At 58.0% G+C, this 14,749-nt stretch carries 16 protein-coding genes and 1 other annotated feature; of the genes, 4 read left to right on the top strand and 12 right to left on the bottom strand.

Annotated elements, in window-relative coordinates; translation table 11 throughout:
* Positions 1 to 58 precede the first annotated feature (58 nt).
* Positions 59 to 832: a peroxide stress protein YaaA gene (gene yaaA, locus LGM20_RS21845; RefSeq protein WP_032452393.1), complete on the top strand. Its 774-nt coding sequence runs from the start codon at positions 59 to 61 to the stop codon at positions 830 to 832.
* Positions 833 to 881: 49 nt separating this feature from the next.
* Here yaaA and thrC read toward each other — a convergent pair whose 3' ends face one another.
* The 6 genes from thrC to yjjY all read right to left on the bottom strand — a co-directional run bounded on the left by thrC (position 882) and on the right by yjjY (position 7,144).
* The gene (thrC, locus tag LGM20_RS21850; protein ID WP_002887863.1) at positions 882 to 2,162 is read right to left on the bottom strand and encodes a threonine synthase; all 1,281 of its coding nucleotides are present in this window, start codon (positions 2,160 to 2,162) and stop codon (positions 882 to 884) included.
* Between the two features lie 3 nt (positions 2,163 to 2,165).
* Entirely contained in the window at positions 2,166 to 3,095 is a 930-nt protein-coding gene (gene thrB, locus LGM20_RS21855) for a homoserine kinase (protein WP_002887853.1), read from the bottom strand.
* Position 3,096: 1 nt separating this feature from the next.
* Complete coding sequence (thrA, locus tag LGM20_RS21860) at positions 3,097 to 5,559, bottom strand: bifunctional aspartate kinase/homoserine dehydrogenase I (protein WP_044525310.1); 2,463 nt, start codon at positions 5,557 to 5,559, stop codon at positions 3,097 to 3,099.
* Between the two features lie 25 nt (positions 5,560 to 5,584).
* Positions 5,585 to 5,702 (bottom strand) — a sequence feature (Thr leader region).
* Positions 5,641 to 5,709: a thr operon leader peptide gene (thrL, locus tag LGM20_RS21865; RefSeq protein WP_004222578.1), complete on the bottom strand. Its 69-nt coding sequence runs from the start codon at positions 5,707 to 5,709 to the stop codon at positions 5,641 to 5,643. Its footprint overlaps the feature before it by 62 nt.
* A gap of 211 nt (positions 5,710 to 5,920) precedes the next feature.
* Positions 5,921 to 6,607, bottom strand: coding sequence for a tRNA/rRNA methyltransferase (locus tag LGM20_RS21870; protein ID WP_044525309.1), 687 nt, complete (start codon positions 6,605 to 6,607; stop codon positions 5,921 to 5,923).
* A 396-nt stretch (positions 6,608 to 7,003) separates the two neighbouring features.
* Complete coding sequence (gene yjjY, locus LGM20_RS21875) at positions 7,004 to 7,144, bottom strand: YjjY family protein (RefSeq protein WP_004146984.1); 141 nt, start codon at positions 7,142 to 7,144, stop codon at positions 7,004 to 7,006.
* Positions 7,145 to 7,239: 95 nt separating this feature from the next.
* On the opposite strand from yjjY, the gene arcA reads away from it, so the two are divergent.
* Entirely contained in the window at positions 7,240 to 7,956 is a 717-nt protein-coding gene (arcA, locus tag LGM20_RS21880) for a two-component system response regulator ArcA (protein ID WP_002887843.1), read from the top strand.
* Positions 7,957 to 8,019: 63 nt separating this feature from the next.
* Here arcA and creD read toward each other — a convergent pair whose 3' ends face one another.
* From creD to creA, 4 genes are read right to left on the bottom strand one after another with little or no spacing between them, the layout of a single operon-like run.
* On the bottom strand, positions 8,020 to 9,378 hold the full coding sequence (gene creD / locus LGM20_RS21885) for a cell envelope integrity protein CreD (protein ID WP_044525308.1): 1,359 nt from the start codon (positions 9,376 to 9,378) through the stop codon (positions 8,020 to 8,022).
* 59 nt (positions 9,379 to 9,437) lie between these two features.
* On the bottom strand, positions 9,438 to 10,862 hold the full coding sequence (gene creC, locus LGM20_RS21890; RefSeq protein ID WP_044525307.1) for a two-component system sensor histidine kinase CreC: 1,425 nt from the start codon (positions 10,860 to 10,862) through the stop codon (positions 9,438 to 9,440).
* Positions 10,862 to 11,551: a two-component system response regulator CreB gene (gene creB / locus LGM20_RS21895; RefSeq protein ID WP_023291904.1), complete on the bottom strand. Its 690-nt coding sequence runs from the start codon at positions 11,549 to 11,551 to the stop codon at positions 10,862 to 10,864. Before creB ends, creC begins: the two co-directional genes overlap by 1 nt.
* 12 nt (positions 11,552 to 11,563) lie before the next feature.
* Positions 11,564 to 12,037 (bottom strand): protein CreA, encoded by a 474-nt coding sequence (creA, locus tag LGM20_RS21900; RefSeq protein ID WP_044525306.1) that lies wholly within the window; start codon positions 12,035 to 12,037, stop codon positions 11,564 to 11,566.
* A 209-nt stretch (positions 12,038 to 12,246) separates the two neighbouring features.
* Between creA and robA the strand changes: the two genes are divergently transcribed.
* Complete coding sequence (gene robA, locus LGM20_RS21905) at positions 12,247 to 13,116, top strand: MDR efflux pump AcrAB transcriptional activator RobA (protein ID WP_004204217.1); 870 nt, start codon at positions 12,247 to 12,249, stop codon at positions 13,114 to 13,116.
* Here the strand turns inward: robA and gpmB are convergent.
* Positions 13,113 to 13,760, bottom strand: coding sequence for a 2,3-diphosphoglycerate-dependent phosphoglycerate mutase GpmB (gene gpmB / locus LGM20_RS21910; protein WP_004204216.1), 648 nt, complete (start codon positions 13,758 to 13,760; stop codon positions 13,113 to 13,115). The two genes, robA and gpmB, sit on opposite strands and share 4 nt — an antisense overlap.
* A 113-nt stretch (positions 13,761 to 13,873) precedes the next feature.
* Here gpmB and yjjX point away from each other — a divergent pair, with 113 nt between their 5' ends.
* Positions 13,874 to 14,389, top strand: a complete 516-nt coding sequence (gene yjjX / locus LGM20_RS21915) for an inosine/xanthosine triphosphatase (protein WP_032452387.1) — start codon at positions 13,874 to 13,876, stop codon at positions 14,387 to 14,389.
* Here yjjX and trpR read toward each other — a convergent pair.
* Positions 14,376 to 14,705, bottom strand: a complete 330-nt coding sequence (gene trpR, locus LGM20_RS21920; protein WP_004204213.1) for a trp operon repressor — start codon at positions 14,703 to 14,705, stop codon at positions 14,376 to 14,378. The genes yjjX and trpR overlap by 14 nt on opposite strands.
* Positions 14,706 to 14,749: the final 44 nt, after the last annotated feature.

Raw genomic sequence — 14,749 nt, forward strand, 5'->3', positions numbered from 1 at the left:
GATCCCACCATGCACTTTTTTTGTTAAAATTCGTCGAAATTACCTGCAAGGACTGGATATGCTGATTCTGATTTCACCTGCTAAAACGCTCGATTATCAAAGCCCGCTGGCAACGACTCGCTATACCCAGCCCGAACTCCTCGAGTATTCTCAACAGCTTATCAGCATCGCCCGTCAGCTGACCGCGCCGCAAATCGGCAAGCTGATGAGCATCAGCGACAAGCTGGCGGATCTGAACGCCACCCGTTTCCACGACTGGCACCCTGACTTTACGCCGCAAAATGCCCGCCAGGCGATCCTCGCCTTTAAGGGCGATGTCTACACCGGCCTGCAGGCAGAGACGCTCACCGAGGACGACTTTGACTTCGCCCAGCGACACCTGCGCATGCTCTCTGGCCTGTATGGCGTGCTGCGTCCGCTGGATCTGATGCAGCCCTACCGCCTGGAGATGGGGATACGTCTGGAAAACCCCCGCGGCAAAGATCTGTACCAGTTCTGGGGCGAGACCATTACCGAGAAGCTGAATCAGGCGCTGCAGGCTCAGGGCGACGATATCGTCATCAACCTGGCCTCCGATGAATATTTTAAATCGGTGAAAACGCAAAAATTGCAGGGCCAGCTGATCAAGCCGGTATTCCTCGATGAGAAGAACGGCAAATTCAAAGTGATCAGCTTCTATGCCAAGAAGGCCCGTGGCCTGATGAGTCGCTATATTATTGAAAACCGCTTAACCCAGCCGGAACAGCTGAAATCCTTTAATAGCGAAGGCTATTTCTTTGATGCGGAGGCGTCGGAGAAAGGCGAACTGGTGTTTAAACGCCACGAGCAGTAAGTAAACGGTCCCCCTACGGCGTTCGACGCAACAGGGGGACGGTAAGGATTTAGCCCATCATCAGCTTACGCAGCGCGGCGAAATCCGCCGGCAGGTTGTGAGACAGCAGCGGCAGGTCGGCGCGGTCGGCCAGCTCTTTCGGCAGCGGCAGGGTCTCCTGCAGGATCTCCTCCACGCTCTCTTTGAACTTCGCCGGATGGGCGGTGCCGAGGAACAGACCGTACTCTCCCGGCTGCAGCTGATCGCGCAGCGCGCGCCAGGCAATCGCCGCGTGCGGTTCAGAGATGTAGCCGATGGCCTTCAGCTCGCGCATTGCCGCTTTGGTGGTCTCATCATCGACCGCGGCATAGCCCAGCTCGCTGAGACGCCAGATTTTACGGCGGAACAGCTCTTCGACACGCGGCCAGTTGTTCGGCTGGCTAACGTCCATGGCGTTGGACAGCGTCGCCTGGGTGGCTTTTGGCGCCCACTCGCCGCCCTGCAGATAGCGCGGAACGGTGTCGTTGGCATTGGTGGCGGCGATAAAGCGTTTGATCGGCAGACCCAGCGACTTCGCCAGCAGACCGGCGGTCAGATCGCCGAAGTTGCCGCTCGGCACGGAAATCACCAGCTGATTGCGGGCTTCCTGCGGCAGCTGCGCCGCCGCTTCGAAGTAGTAGCAGATCTGCGCCAGCAGGCGGCTGATGTTAATGGAGTTAGCCGAGTTGAGCCCCAGCGTCGCCTTCAGTTCTTCATCGTCAAACGCCTGCTTCACCAGCGCCTGGCAGGCGTCGAAGTCGCCGTCAATCGCCACGGTTTCAATGTTGCCGCCGAGAGTACAGAACAGCTTCTCCTGCAGCGGGCTGATCTTGCCGCGCGGGTAGAGGATCACTACCTTAACGTTCGGCAGTCCGTAGAAAGCATGCGCCACCGCCGCCCCGGTATCGCCAGAGGTCGCCGTGAGGATGGTGACCGGCTTATCGCCTGCGATATGGGTCAGCATCTGCGCCATAAAGCGGCCGCCGAAATCCTTGAAGGCCAGCGTGGGGCCATGGAACAGCTCCAGACAGCCGACATCCTCCTGAACCTTGCTCACCGGCGCCGGAAACGCAAACGCCGCGCGGACCCGCTGCTGCAGGACATCCTGCGGGATCTCATCGCCGATAAAGGCGGATAAAATTTTGGCGCTGCGGGTGACAAAATCCTGCGCCAGCATGTCGTCGATTTCAGTCAGGCTGAATTCCGGCAGATCGTGCGGAAAGAACAGGCCCTGATGCTTGCCAAGTCCCTGGGTAACGGCCTGCGCAAAGCTGACCTGCTCATTGTGATCTTTTAAGTTATACAGTTTCATTGGTTATCCCACTACGCGTGCGCCCGCCGTGTCCAGCCGGCAAATATGAACAAAGCCTTCCTGATTCTGCAGATAGTGCGCGCCAAGCCAGTCGGCGACGCGCTGTGCGGTGTCCGGCTTATCGCACAACGCGAACAGCGTTGGGCCAGAGCCGGAGATGCCGCAAGCCTGGGCGCCCATCTCCATGGCCGCCTGACGCGCTTCGCTAAAGCCCGGCAGCAGTTTGGTTCGGTACGGTTCGGCAATCACATCTTTCATCAATTTTGCCGCCAGCTGCGGCTGGCGGGTGTAGCAGGCGTGAATAAAGCCCGCGAGGTGGCGACCATGGGCGATACAATCCTGACGGCGGTACTGCGCCGGCAGAATCGCCCGCGCTTCGGCGGTGGATACTTTAATCCCCGGATAGGCCAGCACCCACAGCCACTCATCAAACCCGGGCACCTGCTGGCTGATAATCCCGTTCTCTTCGATCATCAACTGCATGCCGCCAAGATAGCACGGCGCCACGTTGTCGTAGTGAATGCTGCCGGAGATACGCCCTTCCATCTCCCCCATCAGCGCCAGCATGCGCGTCTCGTTCAGCGGCTTACCGCAAAACTCGTTCATCGCCACCAGCGCGGCGACCACCGAGCAGGCGCTGGAGCCCAGCCCGGAGCCAATCGGCATGTTTTTTTCCAGGGTCATCGCCACCGGCACCGTTTTACCGATCTCCCGGCAAAAGCTTTCCCAGCACTGGTAAACAATGTTCTCCTGCGGCGCCGTCGGCAGTTTGCTGGCGAAGCGTCCCAGATTCTGCAGGCTGAATTGCTCCGCCGCTTCGACAGTAACGTTGTCGCCAAGCAGCGTGCCATCGACCGGCGTGACCGCCGCGCCCAACACATCAAACCCGACGCTCATATTGGCACTGGAAGCCGGGGCATATACTTTGACCATCTTAAACTCCTAACTTCCAGGAAAGGGTGCGCAGCAGGTCGGCGAATACACCGGCCGCCGTGACGTCGTTCCCGGCACCATAGCCGCGCAGCACCAGCGGCAATGGCTGATAATAGTGGCTGTAAAAGGCCAGCGCGTTCTCGCCATTTTTGACTTTGAACAGCGGATCGTTGCCGTCAACGGCGGCAATTTTCACCCGGCAGGTACCATCCTCTTCGATGTTACCGACATAGCGCAAGACTTTACCTTCATCGCGCGCCTTAGCGATCCGCGAGGCGAACGCATCATCCAGCGACGGCAGACGGGCCATAAAGGTCTCAACATCACCGCTGGCGTCGAAGTCCGCCGGCAGCGCCGACTCGACGATAATGTCCGACAGCTCCAGTTCACGTCCAGTCTCACGGGCCAGAATCAGCAGCTTACGCGCGACATCCACCCCGGATAAATCGTCGCGCGGATCCGGCTCGGTATACCCCATCTCACGGGCCATCGCCGTCGCCGCCGAGAAACTCACGCCCTCATCCAGCTTGCCGAAGATAAACGACAGAGAGCCGGAGAGGATCCCGGAGAAATGGCGCAGTTCATCGCCGGCGTTGAGCAGGTTCTGCAGGTTCTCAATCACCGGCAGGCCAGCGCCAACGTTAGTGTCATAGAGGAACTTGCGGCGCGAGCTGCTCGCGGCGTGGCGCAGCTGATGATAATAATCCAGCGAAGAGGTATTGGCCTTTTTATTCGGCGTGACCACATGGAAACCTTCGCGCAGGAAGTCGGCGTACTGATCGGCGACCGCCTGGCTGGAGGTACAGTCGACGATCACCGGATTAAGCAGGTGGTACTCTTTTACCAGGCGGATCAGGCGGCCAAGATTAAAGGGTTCTTTCGCCTCCGCCAGCGCCTCACTCCAGTTTTCCAGATTCAGACCATGCACGCTGGTCAGCAGCGCCTGAGAGTTGGCCACGCCGCAAACGCGCAGATCGATATGTTTGCTCTTCAGCCAACTCTGCTGGCGTTTGATTTGCTCCAGCAGCGCGCCGCCGACGCCGCCGACGCCGATGACGAACACTTCGATCACCTGGTCGGTGTTGAACAGCATCTGATGGGTCACGCGCACGCCGGTGGTGGCGTCGTCATTGCTGACCACCACCGAAATGGAGCGCTCGGATGAACCCTGGGCAATCGCCACGATATTGATATTGGCGCGGGCCAGCGCGGCAAAAAACTTTGCCGAGATACCGCGCAGAGTGCGCATTCCGTCGCCCACCACCGAGATAATAGCCAGACGCTCCATAATGGCCAGCGGCTCCAGCAGCCCCTCTTTCAGCTCGAGATAAAACTCATCTTCCATCGCCCGTTTAGCACGCGCACAGTCGCTCTGCGGCACGCAGAAACTGATGCTGTACTCGGAAGAAGATTGGGTGATCAGCACGACCGAGATGCCGGCGCGGGACATGGTGGCGAAGACGCGGGCCGCCATGCCGACCATGCCTTTCATCCCCGGCCCGGAGACGTTGAACATCGCCATGTTGTTGAGGTTAGAGATGCCTTTGACCGGCAGATCGTCCTCGTCGCGGCTGGCGCCGATGAGCGTTCCCGGCGCCTGCGGGTTGCCGGTATTTTTAATCAGACATGGGATTTGGAACTGGGCGATAGGGGCGATGGTGCGCGGGTGCAGCACTTTCGCGCCAAAGTAGGAGAGCTCCATCGCCTCCTGATAAGACATCGATTTCAGCAGACGCGCATCCGGCACCTGGCGCGGGTCGCAAGTGTACACGCCGTCGACATCGGTCCAGATTTCGCAGCAGTCGGCGCGCAGGCAGGCGGCCAGCACCGCAGCCGAATAGTCGGAGCCGTTGCGCCCCAGCACCACCAGCTCGCCCTTCTCATTGCCGGCGGTAAACCCGGCCATCAGGATCATATGGTCTGCCGGGATCTGGCTGGCGGCGATGCGGCGGGTGGATTCGGCGATATCGACCGTGGATTCCAGATAGTGGCCCACCGCGAGCAGTTTTTCCACCGGGTTAATCACACTGACTTTATGACCACGGGCTTCCAGCAGACCCGCCATGATGGCGATGGAGAGCTTTTCGCCTCGGCAGATCAGCGCGGCATTGACGCTGTCCGGGCACTGACCCAGCAGGCTGATACCGTGCAGGACATGCTTAATCTGAGCAAACTCCTGCTCAACAAAGGCTTTCAGCTGGGCGAGCGGGAAAGCGGGCTGGGCGTCGGCAAGGCCCTGAAGAAGTTCGGTAAAAATGCGTTCAGCGTCGGCAATATTGGGGAGGGCATCCTGGCCGCCAATGGTCTTTTCAATCATCGCTACCAGATGGTTGGTGATCTTCGCCGGGGCAGACAGGACGGTCGCTACCTGCCCCTGCCTGGCATTACTCTCCAGAATATCGGCAACCCGCAGAAACCGTTCCGCATTTGCCACTGATGTACCGCCGAACTTCAACACTCGCATGGTTCTTACCCCTTGATCTCTTGTCAAAAAAAAAGCCCGCACTGTTCAGGTGCGGGCTTTTTTCTGTGTTTCCTGTACGCGTCAGCCCGCACCGTTACCTGTGGTAATGGTGGTGGTGATAATGGTGGTAATCATGCCGATGCGATTCATGGATGTTGTGTACTCTGTATTTTTATCTGTCTGTGTGTCCTGCCTATATTGGTTAAAGTATCTGCCCTCTTAAGTCAATGAATTTCTCAATTAACCTCATTTCAGCGAGCTTACGTATTGCGCCACCCCGACAAGGAAAAACATCCAGATCGGCGGAACACTCCCCGCAAAAACAGCATATACAACCATAATTAAAATATATGACAGAGCTTTATTCTGGCAGGTTTTTTTCAATATCATGCAGCAAACGATGCAACATTGCCGTGTCGCGCTGCTGCAGCAGCCCCATTCGTTGCGACAGCCAGTCGGCCAGTTTGGCATCATCCTCCACGCCCAGACGCGAAAGCAAGGCCAGGGCGCGCAGGCGCAACGCCTGCAGCTGATGATGGTCTGCCGCGGCGGCGGTGGGCGCCGGTTGTTGCATAAGCGATGCTAATTGATAGCAGTAGACCATCACCGACTGACCGAGGTTGAGCGAAGGATAATCCGCGGCCATCGGCACGCCGGTCAGCACATCGGCCAGGGCCAGCTCCTCATTGGTCAATCCGGCGTCTTCACGGCCAAATACCAGCGCGGTATGGGTCATCCAGTTCGCCTTCTCCTCCAGCAGCGGCAACAGCTGCTGCGGCGTGGCGTAATAGTGAAACCGCGCGCGACTGCGGGCGGTGGTGGCGACGGTAAAATCGACGTCGTGCAGCGCCTCGGCAAGGGTGGAATAGGTGGTGATGCCATCGAGGATGTCGCCTGAGCCGTGCGCCACCCAGCGTGCCGCCGGCGCCAGATGGGCTTCACTGTCCACGATCCGCAGATCGCGAAATCCCATGGTTTTCATCGCCCTGGCGGCGGCGCCGACGTTCTCGGCCCGGGCAGGACCGACTAAAATAATCGTTAAACGCATTGCGGTTTTTTTCTCTCTCTCAGGCGTTGTCGAGGCGCGGAGCCCCGCATTTTACGCGGTGAAAATTTACAAATTTGCAACAAAAATCACTAAAATTGCGTTATCTTACCCATAAAAAAATCTAAACTGTTCTCAGGAGGCCATGACAAGGAGTATGTTAACAGAACCCATTTATCCATATGATGGGCAATGAAATTTCACCTGACGCATCGTTCCAGACATTGGATTCACTGTATTTATTAATTTATCCACGCAACTAGTTGAGCCGGGTAAAGATTGTGACTATAAAGAGCATGGCGATGCAATGATTTCACAAGACTGTTAACGTGCTACAATTGAACTTGATATATGTCAACGAAGCGTAGTTTTATTGGGTGTTCGGCCTCTCTTAGCCTGTTATGTTGCTGTTAAAATGGTTAGGATGTCAGCCGTTTTTGACACCGTCGGGTCCAGAGGGAAAGTACCCACGACCAAGCTAATGATGTTGTTGACGTTGATGGAAAGTGCATCAAGAACGCAATTACGTACTTTAGTCATGTTACGCCGCGCATGTTAATTTGCGACATGCAGCAGGCAGGTCAGGGACTTTGGTACTTCCTGTTTCGATTTAGTTGGCAATTTAGGTAGCAAACATGCAGACCCCGCACATTCTTATCGTTGAAGACGAGTTGGTAACACGCAACACGTTAAAAAGTATTTTCGAAGCAGAAGGTTACGATGTATTCGAAGCGACCGATGGCGCGGAAATGCATCAGATCCTGTCTGAAAATGATATCAACCTGGTGATCATGGATATCAACCTGCCGGGTAAAAATGGTCTTCTGCTGGCGCGCGAGCTGCGCGAGCAGGCTGACGTCGCGCTGATGTTCTTAACCGGTCGCGACAACGAAGTGGATAAGATCCTTGGCCTCGAAATCGGCGCTGACGACTATATCACTAAACCGTTTAACCCGCGTGAACTGACTATCCGCGCGCGCAACCTGCTCTCCCGTACCATGAACCTCGGTACCGTGAGCGAAGAGCGTCGCAGCGTGGAAAGCTACAAGTTCAACGGCTGGGAACTCGATATCAACAGCCGTTCCCTGGTCAGCCCGAACGGCGAACAGTACAAGCTGCCGCGCAGTGAATTCCGCGCGATGCTGCACTTCTGCGAAAACCCGGGCAAAATTCAGTCTCGTGCCGAGCTGCTGAAGAAAATGACCGGTCGCGAGCTGAAGCCGCATGACCGTACCGTTGACGTGACCATTCGTCGGATTCGTAAACACTTCGAATCCACTCCGGATACCCCGGAAATCATCGCTACCATTCACGGTGAAGGTTACCGTTTCTGTGGCGATCTGCAGGAATAATGCGATTTATTCCGCAGCCATGATGTGAAAACGGCGCCCCGAGGGCGCCGTTTTTTTATGCCGTCACTCTTTCCAGAGGCGCAGTTTGTCGTCATCGGCAGACGGCGGCGGAGGCACACTGCCTTTCGGTAACGATAACGCATACCAGTCCACTCGCCGGGTCAAAAACATCAGGCTGCTTAGCGCCAGCACCAGCACCCCGGTACCCAACAGCAGCGCGCTGTCCTCGGAATGCAGCAGAAACCACATCACCCCGTCCAGCAGCAGCAGCGCCGCGACAAACAGCAGGCTGTTACGCCATCCCCTGAGCACCGCCTGGAGGTAGATCCCGTTCATCACCGCGCCGGACAGGCTGGCGGCCAGCCAGGCGGCGGTAAAGCCAATGTGCTCCGAAAGCGCCAGCAGCACCAGGTAAAACAGCACCAGCGATAGGCCCACCAGCAAATATTGCATCGGATGCAGGGGGCGATGGGTCAGGCTTTCGAAAGCGAAAAAGGCTATAAACGTCAACCCAATTAACAGGATGGCATATTTTGTCGCCCGGTCGGTTAGCTGATACTGGTCGGCAAGCGACATGACATCGGCACTGAACGCCGGCAGGCGCGACCACGGGATCTCCATATCATCCTTGAAATAGCTGCCCATATCGTTGGCGAACCAGCTGCTTTGCCAGTGGGCGCGATAGCCGGCAGCATTCACTTCGCGTTTCGTTGGCAGGAAGCTGCCGAGAAAGCCGGGATGCGGCCAGTTACTGGTCAGCTGCAGCTCGCTGTTGCGCCCGAGCGGCACCAGTGAAAATGCGCCCGTCCCGTTCAGATCGAGCGAAAAAGCGATCTCAAGCGGCTTGTTGTCCTCCGCCAGCGCTGGCATCGGCATATGGATGCCCGCCCCATCGCCGCTGATCCCCAGCCCAGGCTCCACGCTTAATACGCTGCCGTTAACCTCCGGAGCATGAATGGCGCCAATGCCGCGGGCATCGCCGACGCTCACCACCAGCCGCGGCTGGCCTAAGACAATATTCGTTTTTTTCAGCGCCGCCAGACGCAGCGGATCAAACGAAGCCTTAATCTGCAGGGCGTTATGCCAGACCTGTCCGCTGTAGATGCCCACCCTCCTCGACTCCACGGTCTGTTTGCCGGTGACCGCCAGCGACTCCGGCAGCCAGTAGTACTCCCAGCTCCGCTGATATTCGACCTCTTTTTGGTTCTCCCTGCGGGTCAGCGTCTCGGTTACCGGAATAGCGATCAGCGGCCCGGCGAGTTTTTGCGGGCCGCTGGTGCTCTGTTCAATGGCATCCACAACCTCACTGCGATAATCAGCCCGCTCATTGATGAGCTCCCTGACTATCATCAAAGGCAGAGATAACAGCACAATACAGCCTATTAACGTGGTGATTTTCCAGAATAACGGTGATTTCAACATAGCTTTCTCCCTATCGTGATGGCCTCACAATAGGGCGGTTGTGTGGGGGGAATTTGAAGCTATGTGAAGGGACGGTGAAGTCTCAGCGTGGCGACCACGCCGCCTTCGGGCCGATTGTGTAGACGGATATCGCCGTGATGCAGGCGCGCGACTTCACGAACGAAGGCCAGCCCAAGGCCGCTGCTCTTATGGCCGTCTTCACGCGGCAGCGAGTAGAACCGATCAAAGATCCGCGTCAGGGCATACTCCGGAATACCGCATCCGTTATCCGTTACGCTCAGTCGCACCTCTGCATTTCGTTTCTCTACTGCCAGGGCGATCTCGCCCCCCTGGGGGGTAAAATCAATCGCGTTGTCGAGCAGATTGCCCAGCGCCTGGGACAGCAGTTCGCCATCGCCATTGACCAGCATCCCACTCTCCTGCCAGCGCAGGGTGATGGCTTTCGCCGCCAGGGCGATGTCGCGCTCTTCCGCCAGCCGTTGGTATAGCGCATCTATCGACACCGGCTGCGGCTTTATCTCCAGCCGGCTTTCCAGTCGCGCCTGCTGGAGCAACCGCTCCACCAACAGCTGCATGCGAGTATTTTGCGCGAGGATATTCTCAGTAAACCGCGCCGCCACCGCAGGCGGCGGCTCTTCGCGCAGGATCTCCGCCGCACCGCGGATGGCCGCCAGCGGACTTTTCAGCTCGTGAGTCAGGTCATAGACATAGTTTTCGATGGCGTTTTTGCCTTCGAGCTTCACCCGCATGCTCTCCAGCGCCTGGGCCAGCTTACGCAGTTCGCTGCTGCCGACCTCCGGCAGCGGCAGCGGGCGGTCAGCGGTCACCGAGTCCGCATAGCGCACCAGCTTGCCGATAGAGAAATTGATCCACCAGACGACGCCGCAGCCAATCAACAGGGCAATGCCCAGCAGGGCGCCGCCGGCCCAGAGGATCCGCCGCTCGCTGCGCTGAATGACCGGCGTCATCGCCAGGTTGGGTTTACCGACGCTCAGCACGCCGATAATCCGCCCCTTATCCATCACCGGCGCGGCGATATACATCACCGAGCTGGCTTCATCATGCGGATCGCTGCGCGTACTGCGCGCGCCGTACTGGCCGCGCAGGGTGAGCCAGACGTCGTTCCAGCGTGAATAGTCCTGCCCTGTCGCCTCTCCGCTCGAGTCAAACACCACCTTACCCCGGGCATCGGTCAGATAGACGCGGTACTCATTCCGCACCTTTTTAATTCCGCCAATATTGGCGTTGAGCCGCTGCTGGTTGAGCTGGTGAAAGGCCTGCGCCAGCCTGCCCTGCTGCGGGTTTGCCGCCAGCAGGTCCTCACGCGCCAGCGCCGCCAGCAGGGTGGCGGTATCGTTGAGGGTCCCCTCCGTCGCCCGGCGCACGCCCGGCTTCACTTCCTGGACAAAGATCGACAGTACAAACCACGCGGCGATCGCGACGATAAGAAAATAGCCCAGCAGCAGGCGCATGCCGATGCGCATCAGCCGCGCCCCAGGCTGTAGCCCATCCCGCGATGGGTATTGATTGGCGCCACCTCAGGATTAACGACCCGCAGTTTAGCGCGCAGGGTTTTGATGTGGGTGTCGACGGTGCGGTCGAGGCTTTCCCAGGCATCGCTCCACACCAGCTCCATCAGTTGCTGGCGGGAGAAGACGCGACCGGGCGCGTGAAGCAGCGTTTTCAACAGCAGAAATTCATAGCGCGTCAGGTTCAGCGGCTGGCCGAACCAGCTTATCGACGCCGCCTGCTCGTCAAGCACAAACTCGCCGACGCGAACTACCGACGAAGGCGCGGCGAATTTTTGCAGCCGCCGCAGCACGCTGCGCACCCGCGCGCAGACTTCGCGCGGCGAAAACGGCTTGGCGATGTAATCGTCAGCGCCGATTTCCAGCCCCAGCAGCTTATCGACCTCGTCGCTCCGCGCCGTCAGAAACAGCACCGGCAGCGCCGGAAAGCGCGTCAGCAGGCGCCGACAGAGCTCGAAGCCGCTGATATCCGGCAAGCCGACGTCGAGGATGGCCACATCGGGCGCCTGATGCGCCGCCGCCTCCAGCGCGGGCAACCCGCGGTCAAAGACGGTGACCTGGAAGCCCTCCTGCTGGAGCATATAAACCAGGGTATCGGCGATACTCTGTTCATCCTCAACTAACCAAATCCGTGGCTGCTGCATGCGCGCTCCCGTTTATTTATTCCAGGGCATAATCGGCACGGCGCTGATGGCGTTCTTCGGCGAACCATCAACCACTTTATCCGAATAGGTCAGGTAGACCAGCGCATTGCGTTTCTCATCATAGAAGCGAACGACCTGTAGCTTTTTAAACACCAGCGAGGTGCGCTTCTGGAACACCACGTCGCCCTGGCTTTTGCCATTTTTGATTTTGTCCGTCAGCTCAATCGGCCCGACCTGCTGGCAGGAGATGGCCGCGTCGGAGGTATCTTCCGCCAGACCCAGCCCGCCTTTGATCCCGCCGGTCTTCGCCCGGCTGATATAGCAGGTCACGTTCTGCACATCCGGATCGTCAAAGGCTTCGACGACAATTTTGTGATCCGGCCCTAACCATTTGAAGACCGTATCCACGGAACCAATCTGCTCCGCCTGAGCGACCTGGCAGCCGGCCAGCAGCAGCAGACCCATCGCAAACTTCTTGTATTTCATATTGTTACCATTCTTAAAAAATATAGCTGAGTGATTATCACGCACTTTGCGGAAAAGGTTTATAGATCACAGCTTTACAAAATTCTCGTTCAGATCCACGGACCTACCGCATTTAAAAGCAAAAAAAACACTGAATGCTAAAACATCAAAAAATGCTATTATCCGCTACTTTAATATCAGGCACCTGTGTTTAAGGATGGGGACATTTTATGGATCAAGCAGGGATTATTCGCGATCTCCTTAGCTGGCTGGAAGGTCACCTGGATCAGCCGCTTTCTCTGGACAATGTGGCGGCGAAGGCGGGTTATTCCAAGTGGCATTTGCAGCGAATGTTTAAGGATGTCACCGGCCATGCCATCGGTGCCTATATTCGCGCGCGCCGGTTGTCGAAATCAGCTGTCGCATTACGCCTTACCGCCCGTCCAATCCTTGATATTGCGCTGCAGTACCGTTTCGACTCCCAGCAGACCTTCACCCGGGCGTTTAAGAAGCAGTTCTCGCTGACGCCGGCGCTCTACCGCCGCTCGCCGGACTGGAGCTCGTTCGGTATGCGTCCGCCGCTGCGTCTTGGCGAGTTTACCCTGCCGAAACATGAATTTGTCGCCCTGCCCACGACTCAACTGCTGGGGGTAACCCAGAGCTATACCTGTAAGCTGGAGGAAATCTCCGACTTCCGCAACCAGATGCGGGTCCAGTTCTGGCGCGATTTCCTCGGCAACTCGCCGTCGATCCCCCCGGTGCTCTATGGGCTGCATGAACCGCGTCCGAGCCTGGAGAAAGACGATGAACAGGAAGTGTTCTATACCACCGCGCTGACGCCGGAGATGGCTAACGGCCACCTGCAGAACGCCCATCCGGTGACGCTGGAGGGCGGCGAGTATGTCATGTTTACGTATGAAGGGCTGGGTACCGGCCTGCAGGAATTCATCCTGACGGTCTACGGCACCTGCATGCCGATGCTGAACCTGACGCGTCGCAAGGGGCTGGATATTGAACGCTTCTATCCTGAAGATGAAAGCCGGGATCAGGCCACGCCGATTCAGTTGCGCTGCGAATATCTGATCCCGATCCGCCGTTAACGCTGCAGCTCGTCCATCGCGGGGGCGTCAAGATGCGAGACGTCGCCCGCCGTTTCCACCACCCAGCCGGAAGCCAGCCACGGGCTCTGCTGATAATCGACGCGCGAGATAGAGCAGTTGCGCAGACGCAGACGACGCTCTGCGTACGCCGGCAGCCCTAAAATCGTGCTCACCAGGCAGCCCAGCGCGATACCATGACTCACCAGCAGTGGTCGACTACCGGCCGGTAATTCCAGACAGGCTGCCAGCGCCGCATGCATGCGTTCGCTAAGCTCCTGCATCGATTCGCCCTGAGGAATACGACCATCCGGCGTGCCGTTGACCAGCTGGCGGCGCCAGCCCTCTTCTTCTTCGCTGAGCGAGTCGATATGGCGCTTCTCCAGCACCCCCATATCCAGCTCGCGCAGGCGCGCATCGGCGATCACGCTGCAGCCGCAGGCTTCGGCGATAATCTCTGCTGTGCGGCGGGTTCGTCCCAGATCGCTGGTAATGATATGGGTGATCCCCAGCGTTCTGGCGCGCTCGCCAACCTGCCAGGCCTGGCGCTCACCGTGTGCGGTCAGCGGGCTGTCGGACTGACCCTGAATACGTCGCTCGGCGTTCCACTGCGTTTCACCGTGGCGAACAAGGTATACCTGTAACATGCTTTTTTTCCGTTCTGAACTCGTTATCGACCGCTTTCGGGCATTACCGCCTGCCCTGGGGGTGATTTAGAGTATACTGCGATGACGTTAGTTTATTCTGAGTTGTTTTGATTATGCACCATGTTGTCTCAGCGACCACTAATCCCGCCAAAATTCAGGCAATTCTGCAGGCTTTTGACGAGATTTTCGGCGAAGGATCCTGCCACATTGAGTCCGTATCCGTCGAGAGCGGCGTGCCGGAACAGCCCTTCGGCAGCGAGGAAACGCGCGCTGGCGCACGAAATCGCGTCGCTAATGCGCGCCTCGCCCAGCCCCATGCCGATTTCTGGGTCGCCATCGAAGCCGGAATTGACGATGGCAGTACCTTTAGCTGGGTGGTCATCGAAAGCGCCAGCCAGCGCGGAGAAGCGCGCTCAGCCACGCTGCCGTTGCCTGACGTTATTCTTGAGCAGGTTCGCGCTGGCGAAGCCCTCGGGCCGGTCATGTCGCAGTATACCGGCATCGATCAGATCGGTCGTAAAGAGGGGGCGATTGGGGTTTTCACCGGCGGCAAATTAACCCGCAGCAGCGTTTACCATCAGGCGGTCGTGCTGGCGTTAAGCCCGTTCCACAACGCTATTTATCGCTAGCCAGCAGCGTCTGCTCCAGCCACTGGCGCAGCTCAACCGGCGCCGACTTCAGGCTGTTCGACCCGCGGGTAATGGTCGCAATGCCGGCGCCGAGCTCATTTTTCAGCTCGCGCTGGCTCATCTCGCCGCGCAGCAGCTCTTCGATAATGCGCACCCGGGTTCCCAGCGCTTCGCGCTCATCAGGGGTTAGCATTAGCTGCAGCAGCGGCAAATGCAGATCCTGCGCATAGGCCTGCTGTAGCAGCGCCACAAAGCGCAGCCACTCCTGATGACGTTGTTCGGCAACGGCCGCGGAATAGGGAGATTGTTGGGTCATATCGCGCCACCATATTGAGACGGGCAGCTTACGCTGCCCGTCGA

Origin of the sequence: Klebsiella quasipneumoniae subsp. quasipneumoniae (assembly GCF_020525925.1) — a bacterium.
Lineage (GTDB): Bacteria > Pseudomonadota > Gammaproteobacteria > Enterobacterales > Enterobacteriaceae > Klebsiella > Klebsiella quasipneumoniae.